The 15,476-nt window shown below is 71.3% G+C and carries 13 protein-coding genes; 9 read left to right on the top strand and 4 right to left on the bottom strand.

The annotated features are described in order from the left end of the window. Positions 1–447: 447 nt before the first annotated feature. From ACXKR8_RS39540 to ACXKR8_RS39550, 3 genes are all read left to right on the top strand, one after another. Positions 448–993 (top strand): ROK family protein, encoded by a 546-nt coding sequence (locus ACXKR8_RS39540; protein WP_462100028.1) that lies wholly within the window; start codon positions 448–450, stop codon positions 991–993. 291 nt (positions 994–1,284) lie between these two features. Further along, positions 1,285–2,901, top strand: a complete 1,617-nt coding sequence (locus ACXKR8_RS39545) for a PP2C family protein-serine/threonine phosphatase (RefSeq protein ID WP_458269336.1) — start codon at positions 1,285–1,287, stop codon at positions 2,899–2,901. Positions 2,902–2,998: 97 nt separating this feature from the next. Further along, positions 2,999–3,505: a DinB family protein gene (locus tag ACXKR8_RS39550; protein ID WP_458269337.1), complete on the top strand. Its 507-nt coding sequence runs from the start codon at positions 2,999–3,001 to the stop codon at positions 3,503–3,505. Positions 3,506–3,518: 13 nt separating this feature from the next. Here ACXKR8_RS39550 and ACXKR8_RS39555 read toward each other — a convergent pair whose 3' ends face one another. Further along, positions 3,519–4,103 carry a TetR/AcrR family transcriptional regulator gene (locus ACXKR8_RS39555; protein WP_458269338.1) on the bottom strand — a complete coding sequence of 195 codons (585 nt, stop codon included), beginning with the start codon at positions 4,101–4,103 and terminating at the stop codon, positions 3,519–3,521. Positions 4,104–4,229: 126 nt separating this feature from the next. Here ACXKR8_RS39555 and ACXKR8_RS39560 point away from each other — a divergent pair, with 126 nt between their 5' ends. From ACXKR8_RS39560 to ACXKR8_RS39570, 3 genes are all read left to right on the top strand, one after another. Then, positions 4,230–5,537: an MFS transporter gene (locus tag ACXKR8_RS39560; RefSeq protein WP_458269339.1), complete on the top strand. Its 1,308-nt coding sequence runs from the start codon at positions 4,230–4,232 to the stop codon at positions 5,535–5,537. A gap of 574 nt (positions 5,538–6,111) precedes the next feature. Next, entirely contained in the window at positions 6,112–7,473 is a 1,362-nt protein-coding gene (locus ACXKR8_RS39565; protein ID WP_458269340.1) for a ricin-type beta-trefoil lectin domain protein, read from the top strand. Positions 7,474–7,710: 237 nt separating this feature from the next. After that, a complete protein-coding gene (locus tag ACXKR8_RS39570; protein ID WP_458269341.1) occupies positions 7,711–8,085 on the top strand; it encodes a VOC family protein in 375 nt (124 codons plus the stop codon). A gap of 62 nt (positions 8,086–8,147) precedes the next feature. Here the strand turns inward: ACXKR8_RS39570 and ACXKR8_RS39575 are convergent, their stop codons facing one another. After that, entirely contained in the window at positions 8,148–8,792 is a 645-nt protein-coding gene (locus ACXKR8_RS39575; RefSeq protein WP_458275206.1) for a TetR/AcrR family transcriptional regulator, read from the bottom strand. Between the two features lie 128 nt (positions 8,793–8,920). On the opposite strand from ACXKR8_RS39575, the gene ACXKR8_RS39580 reads away from it, so the two are divergent. After that, entirely contained in the window at positions 8,921–10,468 is a 1,548-nt protein-coding gene (locus ACXKR8_RS39580) for an FAD-dependent monooxygenase (RefSeq protein ID WP_458269342.1), read from the top strand. A 46-nt stretch (positions 10,469–10,514) separates the two neighbouring features. Here the strand turns inward: ACXKR8_RS39580 and ACXKR8_RS39585 are convergent, their stop codons facing one another. Next, positions 10,515–12,878, bottom strand: coding sequence for a HelD family protein (locus ACXKR8_RS39585; RefSeq protein ID WP_458269343.1), 2,364 nt, complete (start codon positions 12,876–12,878; stop codon positions 10,515–10,517). 392 nt (positions 12,879–13,270) lie between these two features. Here ACXKR8_RS39585 and ACXKR8_RS39590 point away from each other — a divergent pair, with 392 nt between their 5' ends. Next, positions 13,271–14,185, top strand: a complete 915-nt coding sequence (locus tag ACXKR8_RS39590; RefSeq protein WP_458275207.1) for a GNAT family N-acetyltransferase — start codon at positions 13,271–13,273, stop codon at positions 14,183–14,185. A 7-nt stretch (positions 14,186–14,192) separates the two neighbouring features. Here ACXKR8_RS39590 and ACXKR8_RS39595 read toward each other — a convergent pair whose 3' ends face one another. Continuing rightward, positions 14,193–14,918, bottom strand: a complete 726-nt coding sequence (locus tag ACXKR8_RS39595) for an SDR family oxidoreductase (RefSeq protein WP_458275208.1) — start codon at positions 14,916–14,918, stop codon at positions 14,193–14,195. A gap of 173 nt (positions 14,919–15,091) precedes the next feature. On the opposite strand from ACXKR8_RS39595, the gene ACXKR8_RS39600 reads away from it, so the two are divergent. Further along, on the top strand, positions 15,092–15,457 hold the full coding sequence (locus ACXKR8_RS39600; protein ID WP_458269344.1) for a nuclear transport factor 2 family protein: 366 nt from the start codon (positions 15,092–15,094) through the stop codon (positions 15,455–15,457). The last annotated feature ends 19 nt before the right edge of the window (positions 15,458–15,476 follow it).

Raw genomic sequence — 15,476 nt, forward strand, 5'->3', positions numbered from 1 at the left:
AACTGGACCTGGTGGAGAGTCAGGGCTCCTCGCGCGGACCGACCGGACGCAGCGCCGTGCTCTACTCGCTGTCGCCCGCCGCCGGGCACGTCCTCGGCGTCGAGGTCGGCGCGACCCGGCTCCGGGTCGCCGCGCACACCCTGGACGGCCGTCAGATCGCCGCCCGCACCGAGCCGCTGCCCAGCCACAGCCTCAATGTCACCGAGGCGGCCGCCGCTGCCGCGAGCCGGCTCACCGAGCAGGTCCTGGACGAGGTCGGCGACACCAGCGGCGCGCTGCGGGACGTGGTGATCGCCGCCCCCACCCTGCCGCTGCAGCACGGCGGGGACAGCCAGCTCCCGGACGGCTTCGAGAAGCTGGCGGCGATGCTGCCGGTCCCGGCCGGGGTCCGGGTCTCGGTCGAGAAACAACGTCAACTGCGCCACCGTCGCCGAACACCGGATCGGGGTGGCCCGGGACCAGGACATGTTCGTCTACCTCCAGGTCGGGGTGAAGATCGGCGTCGGCATCGTGGTCGGCGGCAAGCTGCTGCGCGGCGCGCACCGGGCGGCCGGCGAGGTCGCGATGATGCCGTTCCCGTGGACCCCGGCCGCCCCGCCGCAGCGCGCCGGTCTTGAGGAGTACCTGGGCTCGGACGCGCTGATGGAGCGCTGCGCCGCGCACTGGCCCGCCCACGCGGGCGCCGCGCCCAAGGACGCCGAGGCGCTGTTCGAGGCCGCGGCCCGGGGCGACACCGACGCCCGGCGGATGGTCGACGCGCACTCCCGCGACATCGGCCGGCTGGCGGTCGCGGTGCTCTCGGTGATCGACCCCGGGCTGATCGTGCTCGGCGGCGGGGTCGGCCAGAACCAGCTGGTCGTCCCCGAGGTCCGCCGCACCGTCCAGGCCCTGGCCTGGGACACCGAGGTCACCGTCGGGGCGCTCGGCGACCACGCGACGCTGCTGGGGGCGGTCCACACGGCGATCGACCGGACGCTGGACCGGATCGCCTGAGGGTCGGTCAGGGGTGCCGGGGCCGCGCTTGCCGCCGGGCCGGATCCCGGGCCGTGCTGCCGCCATCCGGGGGAGCGCACAGCGCGCCAGCGGGGCGTGCGCCGACCCGGTCGCAATACTCCGGAGCAGGGAGCCGGACGCGGCTTTTGACGCCGCCGGAGCAGGGTCGGACTGACCACCGTAGTCCGCTCGGAAGCCGCTGAGAGCGGGTGCGCCGAAAATACCTTCCATTGAGCGCTATCTGCGAGCGGGGAAGGCGATCATGGGGAGGGCGGGGCTAGCGTGCTACAGGTGACCTCCACCCCAGAGCGCACCGGCGCCGCGGGCGAGAAGGCCCGGGGATATCCCCGCACTGTGGCGGCGGGGCGCGAGTACTGGCGCGCCTCCGGCCTCGATGCCGAGCTGCGCGCGCTCAACGCGCGGATCTCCCGCTACCGGGGCGGCCGCCGCGTCGACACCCTTCGGCTGCAGACCGAGCTGAACAGCACCTTGTTCGAGCTGGAGCAGACCGAGGGGCGGCTGCGGGAGTGCCTCCTGGAGCTCGGCGCCCACAACGACCGCAGCGCGGACGCCCACGCGGCAGCGCTGCGGCGGCTCGACGCGGTCTGCCGGCTCAGCGGGCTGCTGGTGGGCGAACTGGCCGGGGGCGAAACGGTCCTGCTGGAACGGGCGACCCGGCTGCTGGCCGAGGAGTTCGCCGCCCAGGTCTCGGTCTTCCTGGAGGCCGACCCGGCGACGGCCGACGGGACGCTGCACGAGGCCGCCACCGCGCCGGGACGGCGCGAGAGCGGAACCGATGACGGTGGCTCAGGCGCGGACGAGGGTGCTGGACTGGGGCGGGCACCGGCCGCGGCGGCCATGGACGCGGCGCTGAGGATCCACCGGATCGGCCGACCGCTGCTCCAGCGCCACGACCCGGGCCCGTCCGGTCCGTCCGGCCCGTCCGCCGGGCCCGTCACATCCGGTGCGCCGCCGGCGCACGGGGCGCTGCTGGGGGTGCCGCTGCAGGCGGGGGGTCGGATGCTGGGCTCGCTGGTGATGCTCAGGGCGGAGGACTTCGCCATCCAGGAGCTGGGCCTGGTGGAGGAGTTGAGCCGGCAGTTGGCGCTCGCGCTGGGGTCCGAGCGGGGACGCCTCCGGGAGGCCGGCGCGGCCCAGGTGCTGCAGTCGAGCCTGCTGCCCAGCGCGCTGCCGCCGGTCCCCGGCGTGCAGGTGGCCGGCAGCTACACCGCGCCGCGCGGCGGCGGCGCCGTGGGCGGGGACTTCTACGACGTCTTCCCGGTCCGGGACGGCTGGGGCCTGCTGCTCGGCGACGTCTGCGGCAAGGGCGAGGAGGCCGCCGCGGTGACCGCCGTCGTCCGCCACGGCACCCGCGCGCTCAGCGTCTGGGACCCGTGCCCGGAGGAGGTGCTGGAGAAGGTCGGCCAGGTGATGGCCCTGCAGAACACCAGTGACCGTTTCGCCACCGCCGTCTTCGCCTGCCTGCGTCCCGAGCCGACCTGCGGCCCCGGGGCGGTCCGGCTGAGCGTGGCCAGCGCCGGACACCTGCCGGCCGCGGTGGTCCGGGCCAGGGGCGAGGTGTCCTTCCTCAAGGGCGGCGGCTGCCCGCTCGGCATCACCGGGCTGTCCGAGGTCTCGGTGGAGGAGGTCGTGCTGCAGGCGGGCGACGCCCTGCTGCTCTACTCCGACGGGGCCACCGAGGCACGCGACGCCAACGGGGAGTTCTTCGACGAGCGCGGGCTCGCGGCGGTCCTGGCCGAGACCGAGGGGATGTCGGCGGAGGCCATGGTGTGGGCGATCGAGCAGCGGGTGCGGGGTTTCGCGGGCGGTGCGCCGCAGGACGACATGGCGCTGCTGGCGGTGCGGGTGGAACCGCATGCGGTGGATGCGGACGGCGGCCCGCCGTAGGGTGCGGACGGCGGCCCGTTAGGGTGGCGATCTTGGTGCCGCCGGCACCCCGGCGCCGCCACGCGCGCCCGTCCCTCCCATGAAAGGCCCGGCCAGTATGACCATCGAACGGATCGGTCCGTCCTCGACCGCCGGCGAGCGCGAGATGCTGCGCGACTTCCTCGACTTCCACCGCGCCACGCTCGCCATGAAGTGCGAGGGGCTGTCCGACGAGGACCTGCGACGGGCGTCGATGCCGCCGTCCACGCTGTCGCTGCTGGGCCTGGTGCGGCACATGGCCGAGGTCGAACGGGCCTGGTTCCGCCGGGTGTTCGACGGTGAGGACGTCCCGCTGGTGTGGTCGGACGCGGGGGACTTCCAGGTGGCCTACGACGCCCGGGACGCTGACCGCGTGCAGGCCTTCGAGGCCTGGGAGGCGGAGGTCGCCCGCTCGCGGGAGATCGAACGGGCGGCGGAGTCACTGGATCTGACCGGCTACAGCGCGAGGTGGGAGGAGGACGTCTCGCTGCGGATGGTGCTGCTGCACATGATCCACGAGTACGCCCGCCACAACGGCCACGCCGACTTCCTGCGCGAGGGGATCGACGGCGTGGTCGGCGTCTGAGCCTGCGGCAGCCTCAGCCCGTCGCCGCGTCGATCAGCAGGGCGGCGATGGTGCGGGCCGTGGCGGCGGCGGCGGGGTTGCGGTCCATCCGGGCGGTGAGGCTCGCGCCGTCGTAGAGCACGACCAGCTGCTGGGCCAGCTGCGCGGGCTCGGCCGCGCCCGCGGCCGTGGCCAGGTCCGTGAACAGCTTCCGGATCCATGCCCGGACCTCGTCCGTGACCTCGTTGATGGGGCTGTCCCGACGGGCCTCCGCGCTGGCGTTGGCGAAGGCGCAGCCGCGGTAGTCGGGTTCGGCGAAGACCTCGCCGAGCGCGTCGAAGACGCTGAGCAGCTGCTCCCGCGGGACGTCATGGCGCGAGACCGCCTCGGTCAGCCGGCTCCGGCGGACCGCCTGCCGGCCCCGCAGATAGGCGCGGATCAGCTCGTCCTTGCTGCCGTAGGCGCTGTAGAGAGTCGCTTTGGCGACTCCGGCGCGCTCGATCACCTTGTCGATACCGACGGTGTGCACGCCCTCCTCGTAGAAGAGCTCATTGGCGGCGGCCAGCAGCCGCTCGCGTGCGGTGGGCCTTTCCGCTGGTGCTGCTGCTCTGGTAGCCATGACTTGACAGTACCAGACAGATCTGTCTAGTGTCAGGTTCACCAGACAGACCGGTCTGGCTGAAAGGCCCGCTCCCGTCAGACACCGACTCCGATCCTGAAGCCGCTCGGCGAAAGAAGTCCTTCGATGTCCTCCCTGCCGACCTTCCCCGTGACCGACCCCTTCGTCCGCCGAGCCTGGCGGCTCCCCTCCGGCGTGGCCTTCTACCTCCAGGCGTCCATCGTGGTCGCCTTCCTCGCCGCCTCCAGCGCGCCGACCCCGCTCTACGCCGTCTACCAGGGCGAATGGGGTTTCTCTCCGATCACCACCACCATGGTCTTCGGCGTCTACGCGCTGGCTGTGCTGGCCGCGCTGCTCACCGTCGGGTCGCTGTCGGACCACATCGGACGCCGTCCGGTGCTGCTCGCCGCGATCGGGCTGCAGGCCGTTGCCATGATCGTGCTCACCACCGCGGGCGGTGTCAGCGAGCTGATGATCGCCCGGGTGGTGCAGGGTCTTTCGACCGGCGCGGTCGGCGCCGGGATGCTCGACCTGGACAAGGCCAAGGGCACCATCGCCAACGCGATCGCCCCGATGACCGGCACCGCCACCGGCGCCCTCGCCTCCGGGCTGCTGGTCCAGTACCTGCCGGCCCCGACCCACCTGGTCTACCTGGCGATCCTCGCGGTGATGGTGCTGCAGGGCGTCGGCGTCGTCCTGATGCGGGAGACCTCCACGCCCAAGCCCGGCGCGCTCGCCTCGCTGCGGCCCCGCTTCGGCGTCCCCAAGGCGGCCCGCGGGCCGCTGCTGCTGGCGGCCCCTGTCCTGGTCGCGGTCTGGGCCCTGGCCGGTCTCTACGGCTCGGTCATCCCGGCGGTCCTGCGCAGTGTGCTCGCTTCGCACTCGCTGCTGCTCGGCGGCCTGGCCCTGTTCGTGCTGGCCGGCAGCGGCGCGCTGAGCGTGCTGCTGCTCCGCAACGTCGCGCCGGGACGGGTGATGCTGCTCGGCACGGTGGCCCTGATCGTCGGCGTCGGCCTCACCCTGCTCGCCGTCGACCACAGCTCGGCGGCCTGGTTCTTCGTCGGTACAGCCGTGGCCGGAACCGGCTTCGGCGGCGGCTTCCAGGGCGCGATCCGCACCGTCGTCCCGCTGGCCGCCCCGCACGAGCGGTCCGGGCTGCTGTCCACCATCTATGTGATCTCCTACCTGGCGATGGGCCTGCCTGCGGTGATCGGCGGCTTCCTGGTCGTCCACGGCGGCGGACTGCTCACCACCACCCGCGAGTACGGCGTGGCCGTGATGGTCCTGACCGCCCTCGCCCTGCTGGGCCTGGCCGTCCCGAGGCGCGGCAGCCGGCCGCCGCTGGTGGTGGCCGGCGGCACGGCTGCCGCGACGGCGCCGAGCGAGGCCGTCGCCAAGTCCGAGTCCGCAGCGGCGGCGTACGCGAAGCGCTGAACCGCATCACACTGACCAGTACCGCAGCAGCCGCCCTGGCTGCTGCGGTACTGGTCAGTAGGGGGATGGCTGCTCTCTCCACCTAGTGAACGCAGCTGTCCGTAGTGTCGGATCTGTGCGGAGGGGGAAGCCGCTTCCGGTGCTATTAGGAAACTTTCCTTACGGTATCCCTTGACGAGATGTCATGGCCGATAGTTAACTCTGGCGCGACAGGCATGAGCATGTGTCCTGGCAGGAGCCGGTTCCGGGAATTGGTACAGACCTTGACCCGGGTTCGGTCTGCGAGTTGAATCACGATCTGAAGCATGAGGCCTTACTCGTCCGTTCAACTTCTGAATCCAGCCTGCCTGCTGACGAAACGTCGGACGCGGCGCGGTTTCAGGGCTGCCGGACGGCTGGGGTTCCCCGCCACGGTCGCCAGCTCCGACTCCTACCCCCACACGTCGGCGCACCGCCCCCCACTCTGGTTCCACACGCAGCGGGGCCCTGATGCTTTCAGGGTCCGCGCTGCGGGCGGAGCGCCGATCCTCTTCGGAAGCACCCCCACTTCCGACTGCACGCAGGAGGAATCCCCGTGACTTGGTCACGTCGAAAGAGAATGCTCGTCGCCTCCACGCTGCCGGTGGCAGCCGTGGCGATGAGCTTCTCCACCACCGCGTCCTCCCAGGCCGCCTCCAGCTTCCCGGCCCACTACGCCGCCCCTTATCTGTACATCAACAGCGGCAACGCCGGTGACCTGGCCAGTGACATGGCCGCCACCGGGCTGAAGAACTACACGCTGGCCTTCCTGGTCCCCAAGTCGGGCTGTACCCCGCAGTGGGGCGCCGGCGGCTCGGTCGGATCGTTCACCTCGCAGATCAACACGCTGAAGTCGGCCGGCGGCAACGTGATCCCCTCGTTCGGTGGAGAGCCGGACGGCAACAACCCCAACGAGATAGCCCAGACCTGCACCTCGGTCACCTCGTTGACCGCCGCGTACGCCAACATCGTCAACACCTACGGGGTCAACCGGCTGGACTTCGACATCGAAGGCAGCGTGATCGACGACTCGGCCTCCAACACCCGGCGCAACCAGGCCCTGGCCGCGCTCCAGGCGCAGAACCCCTCGGTGCAGATCGACTACACCCTCGCGGTGGACCCGAGCGGCCTGCCGTCGGAGCAGCTCAACCTGCTGAAGGACGCCAAGAGCAAGGGCGTCAACGTCAACCTGGTCAACATCATGACCATGGACTTCGGCGACGGGCAGAACGCCTACAACGACGCCATCTCGGCCGCCAAGGCCACGGCGTCGCAGCTGGCCAGCCTGTACGGGATCTCGACCTCGGCGGCCTACGCCAAGATCGGGCTCACCCCGATCGCCGGCCAGAACGACGACAACGAGAACTTCACCCAGGCCAACGCCACCTCGCTGGAGAGCTTCGCCGCCACCAACGGCGTCCAGGAGCTGTCCTTCTGGGAGGTCGACGGCTACGACAAGGGCGCCGGCTACGCCTACTCCAAGATCTTCAACAAGATCACCGGCGGAACCACCACCCCGCCGCCGCCCCCGCCCACCGGCGGCGGACAGATCACCGGCTACGGCGGCAAGTGCGTCGACGTGGCGGCCGCGAGCAGCGCCAACGGCACCGCCGTGCAGCTCTACACCTGCAACGGCACCACCGCGCAGAGCTGGGCGTCCTCCAACGGGACGCTGCAGGCCCTGGGCAAGTGCCTGGACGTGACGGCCGCCGGAACGGCGAACGGCACCAAGGTCGAGCTCTACGACTGCAACGGGACCGCTGCCCAGCAGTGGACCCACCAGTCCAACGGTGAACTGGTGAACACCGGCTCGGGCAAGTGCCTCGACGCCACCGGCCCCAGCTCCGCGGACGGTACCCGGCTGCAGATCTGGACCTGCTCGGACGGCGCCAACCAGCAGTGGAACCTCGCCAGTTGATGTCCACCCGAAGTTGATATCCGTCCGGTGCGGCAGCCACAGCTGACCGCGCCGGAACCCGGGGAACCCCGGGCCGCCCTCTCCGGCGGCCCGGGGTTCCCCTCGTTGGGCCCGCGCCCGCTGGGGACCGGCCCGCAGCAACACGCGGCGGCCGGCACGTGTCGCCACGGAGCGCCACGCGGCGGCCGGTCGAGGGGTGTGCCAAGCTGGCACCTCCTGTCACGAGGGAGAAAGAACATGCTTGGTTCGGCCCCTGTCACGGCCTTCCTGCCGTCCACGGATCCGGTCCGGTCGCGGGCCTTCTACGAGGGCGTGCTCGGCCTGACCGTCTCCGCGTCGGACGCGTTCGCGCTGGTACTGGAAGGCGGGGGCACGACGATCCGGGTCACCCACGTCGAGACGTTCGAGCCCCAGCCGTTCACCGCCCTGGGCTGGGTGGTCCCGAACATCGCCCCAGTGATGGCGCAACTCCGGCAGCATGGCGTCGAGTTCGTGGTGTTCGAGGGCATGGGCCAGGACGCCGATGGAACCTGGACCGCTCCGGGCGGCCACCGCATCGCCTGGTTCAAGGACCCGGACGCCAATCTGCTGTCGCTCACCCAGTACGCCTGAGACCGGCTGCGCGGCGGCCGCTCAACTGCCGCTCTCGGCTGGCATGGGCCTGCGCCCGGTGCTTATCCACCGTACTGGTCGGCCAGGCCCTTCCCGAGGAGGCGGAAGGCGCGGTCGGCGTCCTCGACGGCCTCGGGGTAGACCTCGTCGGCGGTGCGCCCGGTGGCGATCTTCCGCCAGTTTTCATGGGCGAGGACCTGGTGCACCGCGACGAGCTGCGTGGCGGCTACGCGCGGCGCCAGGTCGTACGGCTCCGCGGCGGTTGCCTCGCGCAGGGCATCGGTGAGGGCGTCCTGGTCCTGAGTGCTGAACCTGGCCATGCGCGCCAGCAGGGCCGGGTGGGAGTACACCAGGTTGAGGAAGGCGAGCACCGCCGGGTGATCGTTGAGCCCGGTGACCGGGTTGCGCTCACGCAGCCCACCGCTGAAGTGGTGCCGCAGCGCGGTCAGCGGCGACTCGCCGTCGGCGCGGTCGCGCACGACCCGGGCCGCCTCGCCCTGGTGGTCGGCGAACCTGTGCACCACCAGGTCCTCCTTGGTGGGGAAGTACCGGAACAGCGTCGGCTTGGAAACCTCGGCGGCGGCGGCGACATCGGCCACCGAGACCCGGTCGTACCCGAGGTCCAGGAACAGCGAGATCGCGGCCTCGGAGATGGCCTGGTGCGTCCGCTCCTTCTTGCGCGCCCGCAGGCCCCCCTGCTCGTTCATGCCACTCATGCCGCTCACCGTAGCAGGCAGCGCAACCTGGTCTTTATTGTTACTGAGTTGCTTTTTTAACCCGGTTGCTTTTTCATGGAGGTCGAACGAGTCGAACCAGGCATGGACGAGGAGTACAGATGACCAGCGTGCTGATCGTGGGGGCCGGACCGACCGGGTTGACCCTGGCCTGCGACCTCGCCCGGCGCGGAATCGCGGTCCGGATCATCGAGCAGGCCCCGGAGTTCCCCCGCAGCTCGCGGGCCAAGGGGCCCAACCCGCGCAGTCTTGAGGTGCTGGCGGATCTGGGCGTCGCCGACCAGGTGGTGGCCGCCGGGATGGCCGGCCCGCTGATCATGCGCAAGTACCGGGGTGGGCAGCCGATCGCCGACACGGACCCGTACGCGGACTCCAGTCCGACCCCCGACGCGCCCTACGACCGGGGTGCGCTGCTGGGCCAATGGCGGCTGGAACAGATCCTGAGGGACCGCCTCGCCGGGTACGGCGTGAGCGTCGAACTCGGCACCGAACTGACCGGACTCACCCAGGACGACGCCGGGGTCGTCGCCACGATCGCCGACGGCCGCCGGATGGAGACGTCCTACCTGGTGGGCTGCGACGGCGGCCACAGCGCGGTCCGCAGGCTGCTGGGCGTGCCCTTCGCCGGCGAGACGTCCGAGGAACAGGTGATGGTCTGCGGGGACGTCGAGTTGGACGGGCCGGACCGCGGCGTCTGGCACCAGTGGTTCGACGAGGACGGCGCGGTGATGCTCTGCCCGATCCCCGGCACCAGGTCGGGCTGGTGGTTCCAGGCCGGCCCCGAACGGGACGAGCGGGGCGGCCTGGTCGCGCCCTCGCGGGAGAGCTTCCAGCGGCTCTTCGACCGGCACGCCAGGATGCCCGGCGTCCGGATCGACGAGGCGGCCCTGCTGTCGACCTACCGGGTCAATGTGCGCATGGTCGACCGCTACCGGGTGGGCCGGGCCTTCCTTGCCGGAGACGCCGCGCATGTCCACTCCGTCGCCGGCGGCCTGGGCATGAACACCGGCATCCAGGACGCCTTCAACCTGGGCTGGAAGCTCGCACTGGTCCTCACCGGCCGGGCCGGGGGCGGGCTGCTGGACAGCTACGAGGACGAGCGGCTGCCGGTGGCCGCCTGGACGCTGAACACCTCCTCCGAACGCCTGCGCGCCGTCCTGGAGGCCATCAAGGCGCCGGGCGGCGGCCTGGACGCGGCGGCCACACCGGAGACGACCACACTGGGCCTCGGCTACCGGTGGAGTTCGCTCTCCCGCGAGGGGGGCGGGCGCGGCGGGCAGGGAGGTCGGGAGGGTCGGCTGCGGGCCGGGGACCGTGCCCCGGACGCCCCCTGCCGAGACGCCGCGACCGGCGCCCCGACCCGCCTGTTCGAGGTCTTCGCCGGCCCGCACTTCACCCTCCTCGGCTTCGGCCCCGACACAGCCGACGCCCTGCGGGAAGCCGTCGCACAACACGGTGACCTCCTCCGCGCCTACCCGGTGGACGCCGGCCCGGAGGGACTGCTCGACGACCAGGGGCACGCCCGGTCCGCCTACGGGACGGCCGAGGACACGCTGGTGCTGGTCCGCCCCGACAACTACGTGGCGCTGATCGCCCCGGCGGGCGGCACCCGGGCGGTTCTGGACTACCTGGCCACCCTCGGCCGCTGACCCCCGCCGACCCGCGGCCCTTGGCCCCCGACCGCCCCGGTTTCGGTCAGCGGGGGTCCAGCCCCTCCAGCATCTGCGGCAGTTCCCCGCTGTGGATGACCCCGAGGCTCTTCGTCGCGCGGGTGAGGGCGACATAGAGGTCGTTCACACCACGTGTGTGCGCCGCGAGGATCTCCGTGGGCTCCACGACCAGGACCGCGTCGAACTCGAGCCCCTTGGCCTCGGCGGCCGTCATCAGGACCACGGGCGACTCCAGTGCTGATGGATCGTCAATAAGAGTGACACCATCCAACTCGACGAGCCCGTCGATCAGTTCGGACGGCCAGCCCGGGGCATGGATGACGGCCATCCGGCCGCCGTCCAGCGCCGCGATCTCCTCCTCGACGGTGCTGCGCAGCGCCGGCCCCCGGTCGTCCTCGGGGATCCGGAGGCTCCACGGACGGACCCCGCCGCTGCGTACCGCACTGGGGGCGGTGAGCGCCGGGTCGACCGCCCGTAGGACGCCCTCGGTGATCTGCATGATCTCGGCCGGGGTCCGGTAGTTGATGGTCAGCTCGACCGTGCGCCAGCGTCCCGCCGTGTATTCGTCGAGCGCCTCACCCCAGGAGCTCAGCCCGGCCGGCGCGCCGGTCTGTGCCAGGTCGCCCACGATGGTCATGGAACGGCCGGGGCAGCGGCGGGTCAGCAGCCGCCAGGCCATCGGGGACAGTTCCTGCGCCTCGTCCACGATCACATGCCCGAAGCCCCAGGTCCGGTCTTCGACCGCGCGTTCGGCCAGCGGCCGGTACGCCTTCTCGCCGAGGTACTGGCGCGCCAGCATCTCCGCGTCCATCTCGACCAGCCCCACCCCGAAGTCGTCGAGGACGATCTTCGCGAACTCCAGTTCCTTGGCCTCGGCGGCAGCTTCGGCCCGGTGGGAGGTGGCGCTGCCGGGAAGCAGGCCGAGCAGTTCGGCGGCCTCGTCGAGCAGCGGGACGTCGGCGGTGGTCCAGCGGTCGGCCTGCTGATCCGAGCCCGCCAGCTGGTCCGGGTCCGAGTTGCCGCGCAGCACGGCGGCGCGTTCGGCCTCGGAGAAGTCCGGCATGGACCTGGCCAGCAGTTCCGGGGAACCGAACAGGGTGGTGAGCAACTGCTCCGGGCTCAGTAGCGGCCACAGCTTCTCGGCCAGGGCCCGGAACTCTGGCTCGTCGACGAGCGAGTCGGCGAGGTCGGCCACGGCGTCCAGGTCCATGCGCGCGTCCGGGTTCTTGGCGCCCCGGTTCTTGGCGATCCGCAGGGCCAGCTCCGAGGAGAGCCGCTCGACCAGGTCGAAGTGGGCCACATTGTGGGGTTCGGCGGACCTGTGCGCAGCGGCCTGGGCCCGCTCGCAGAGGGCTCGACCGATCTCCAGCACCTCCTGGTGGGCCGACCTCCGGCCCACCGTGATGGTCAGTGACTCCTCCGGCAGCCAGCGCAGCCCGTCCAGCGCGTCGGCGAGCACCCGCGCCATCCGCGCGTCGCCCTTGACCGCGGCCGCCTCGGCGCTCTCGGTGTCCGACCCGGTCACGCCGGGGTAGAGCGCGCCGATGCTGCTCAGCACGACCTCGCTCTCGCCGAGGGCGGGCAGCACCTGGTCGATGTAGCGCAGGAACGTCGTGTTCGGCCCGATGACCAGCACACCGCTCTTGGCCAGCCGGTCGCGGTGGGTGTAGAGCAGGTACGCGGCACGGTGCAGGGCGACCACGGTCTTGCCCGTGCCGGGACCGCCCTGCACGACCAGCACGCCGCCGAGTTCGGAGCGGATCACCCGGTCCTGTTCGGCCTGGATGGTGGAGACGATGTCGCCCATCCGCCCGGTCCTGGGCGCGGTGAGCGAGGCGAGCAGGGCGGTCTCCCCGCTGAGCTCGGAGCTGTCCCGGCCCTCCAGGGCGCTCACGCCGAAGGCGTCGTCGTCGAAGTCGATCACAGTCCGGCCCTTGCTCCGCAGGTGCCGTCGCCCGGCCACGCCGCCGGGCACGGCCGGGGTGGCCCGGTAGAACGGCTCGGCGGCGGACGCCCGCCAGTCGGTGAGGAGCGGCTCCTGGTCCTCGTCGGCCAGGGCGATCCGGCCGATGTACTGGCGCTCGCCGTCGGCGCTCTCGATCCGGCCGAAGCAGAGCCCGTACTCGGCGGCGTGCAGGTCCGAAAGCCGGCGGGTGTGGTGGATCTCCAGTGTGTCGCGCTCCATGCGGGACTGGATCGTGCCGCCCTTGTCCCGGAGGTGGATCTCGCGCAGCCGGGCCGCTGCGAGTTCGCGCTGGGCATCGAGGCGTTCGTACAGCGCACCGACGTACTCGTTCTCCGCTCGCAGTTCTCCGGCCCGCCAGCCGTCGGCGGGTCCGTTGCTTCCCCCTGAATTGAGTTCGGACGATGACGATGATGTGGGGACCAAGACTGGCTCCATTCCGGGGTATTTCTGGCCTCGGCCGACAATTCTGCGGCAGGACCAGGGCCTTGCCGCAAGCCCCCCGGTGCGCTATAGATTAGAAGTGGAGAAGAGTGGTTTTCCTCCTCTCCCTCCGGTCCGGTGGGGACGGAAAAGGGTTTGCGCGCACAGCCGCCCAGCAGGTAGAACTTGCTTTCGGATCCCTGCCCGGCACGGGCGAGGACCAGCGTAGCGAGAGGGGGGATAAGCCGATGCGTTCCATGACCATCGCGCCGGTTCCTTCCCGGGGTGCCGCCGACAGCTGACCCCGGAGTGAACGGGCACATCTTCCCCAGGAAAGTGCCTTGACCCCAGAACGCAACGATCTGCCAGAACACCACGATCTGACCGTGCGCCGGATGATCGGCCGCGAAGAACTCGAACTCTTCTGCCAGTTGCCCTATGTCCTCAACGAGGAGTTGGCGGACGATCTCGACTCCGGCCGCCGACGGCCCGAGTGGATGTGGATGGCCCTGCGGGGCGACCGCCTGGTCGCCAGACTCGCCTGGTGGGGACAGCAGGGGGACGATGCCCCGCTTCTGCTCGACGTCTTCGATCTCGACGACGCCACGCCGGAACCGGGGCTCGTGGACATCGGCGAGCGGCTGCTCAGGACCGCGATGGCCGAGACCCTCCCGGCGGCCGGCCCCCCGCCCGAGTACAGCCGGTTCGTCCCCGCCCAGTGGCGCGACGACGCGATGGCCAGACGCGCGGTCGAAGACCGGATGGCGGCCCTGCAACGCACCGGTGCCCGACTTCTCGTCGAACGGCTGCGCCTGGAGTGGCGGCCAGGAGCGCCGATCCCCGCGCCGAGGGCCCGCCTGCGGTTCAGGGCGGTCAGCGGCCGCGAGGAACTCGTCGGCTTGATGGCCCGCGTGCTGGAGGGAACCCTCGACGCGCACAGTCGCCAAGATCTCGACGGGAACCCGCCCGCGCGGGTGGCCGCCGAGCAGTACGACGACGAGTTCATGAACTACCGCAGCCCGCAGGACTGGTGGCGGGTCGCGACGCTGCCCGGCGGTGAACCCGTGGGCTTCGTCATCCCCGCTCGCAACAACTACAACCCGATCATCGCCTACGTCGGCGTCCTGCCCGGGCAACGGGGGAACGGCTACATCGACGACCTGCTCGCCGAGGGCACCAGGATCCTCGCGGCGCACGACGTCCCACGGATCCGGGCGGCCACGGACCTCGGCAACACTCCTATGGCGCAGGCGTTCCAACGCGCCGGATACGTCAACTTCGAGCGGGCCATCACCATGACCTGGAGCTGACGTGCGGTCAGCCCTGTGCGGTGGGCCGGACGACGAGTTCGTTCACGTCGACGTTGTCGGGCTGGGCGATCGCGAACCCGATCGCGTCGGCGACGGCGGACGCGGGGATGGCGAGCTGCTCGGCCGCCGCCCGCACCGCGGCGCGGGTCTGCGGATCGCCGCCCTGGTCCAGGAGTTCCGAGCGGGTGAAGCCAGGGCTGACCACCGTGACGCGCACCTCGGTGTTCTCCTGGCGCAGCCCCTCCGACAGCGCTCGGACGGCGAACTTGGTGGCGCAGTACACCGCCGCGGTGGGGTCGACCCGGTAGCCCGAGGTGGACGCGACGTTGACGACATGGCCGGCGCCCTGGGCGCGCATGATCGGAAGCACGGCGGCGATGCCGTGCAGCGTGCCGCGCAGGTTCACGTCGATCATCTGGTTCCACTCCTCGACGCGCAGGGCGTCCAGGGTCGACAGCGGCATCACGCCCGCGTTGTTGACCAGCACGTCGATGCGGCCGTGGCGCCGGTGGGCGGCCTCGACGAACGCGCGGACGCTGTCCAGGCTGGTCACGTCCAGCTGGTGGTGATCGGCTGCGCCACCGGCGGCCCGTAGCTCGTCGACCACGGCCGCGAGCCGCTCGGTGCGCCGGGCGCCGAGGACGACATGGTGGCCGTCGGCGGCCAGTCGGCGGGCGGTGGCCTCGCCGATGCCGCTGCTGGCCCCGGTGATGAGAATGATCTTGCTGGTCATGGCCGTGGTCACAGATGCTCCTGAAGCCGCTGGGACGTGCGGCGATCCCGCCGCGCGCTTCCGCTCAGCCTGCGGCCGTCCTGACCAGGGCAGAAGGCTGTGCCTTCCTAGGTGTGCCACACCTAGGAAGGCACAGCCTTCTGCGGCCACGGCGAACCGGGCACTGTGGAGCCATGACACAGCGCATCAGCGAGCAGCAGGTACAGCAGTGGGTCGAGGGCTATGTGGCGGCCTGGACCAGCGGCGACCCGGCGGACATCGAGGCGATCTTCGCCAAGGACGCGGAGTCCTACGAATGGCCCTATCAGACGGCGTGGGTGGGCCGGGACGCGATCGTCGCCGGCTGGCAGGAGCGGGCAGCCTGGCAGGAGGGCGGATGGGCGTTCGACTGGACGCTGCTGGCCATCAACGGCGACACCTTCGCGATCAGCGGCACCGGGGTCTACACCGAGCTGGGGAGGTTCGACAACCTGTGGGTGGTGACCCTGGGCGGAGACGGCCAGGCCCTCAGCTTCCGGATGTGGAACAACGAAGTCTGACCACGCCCGGCTCGCGGCT

The organism is Streptacidiphilus sp. PAMC 29251 (assembly GCF_054208735.2).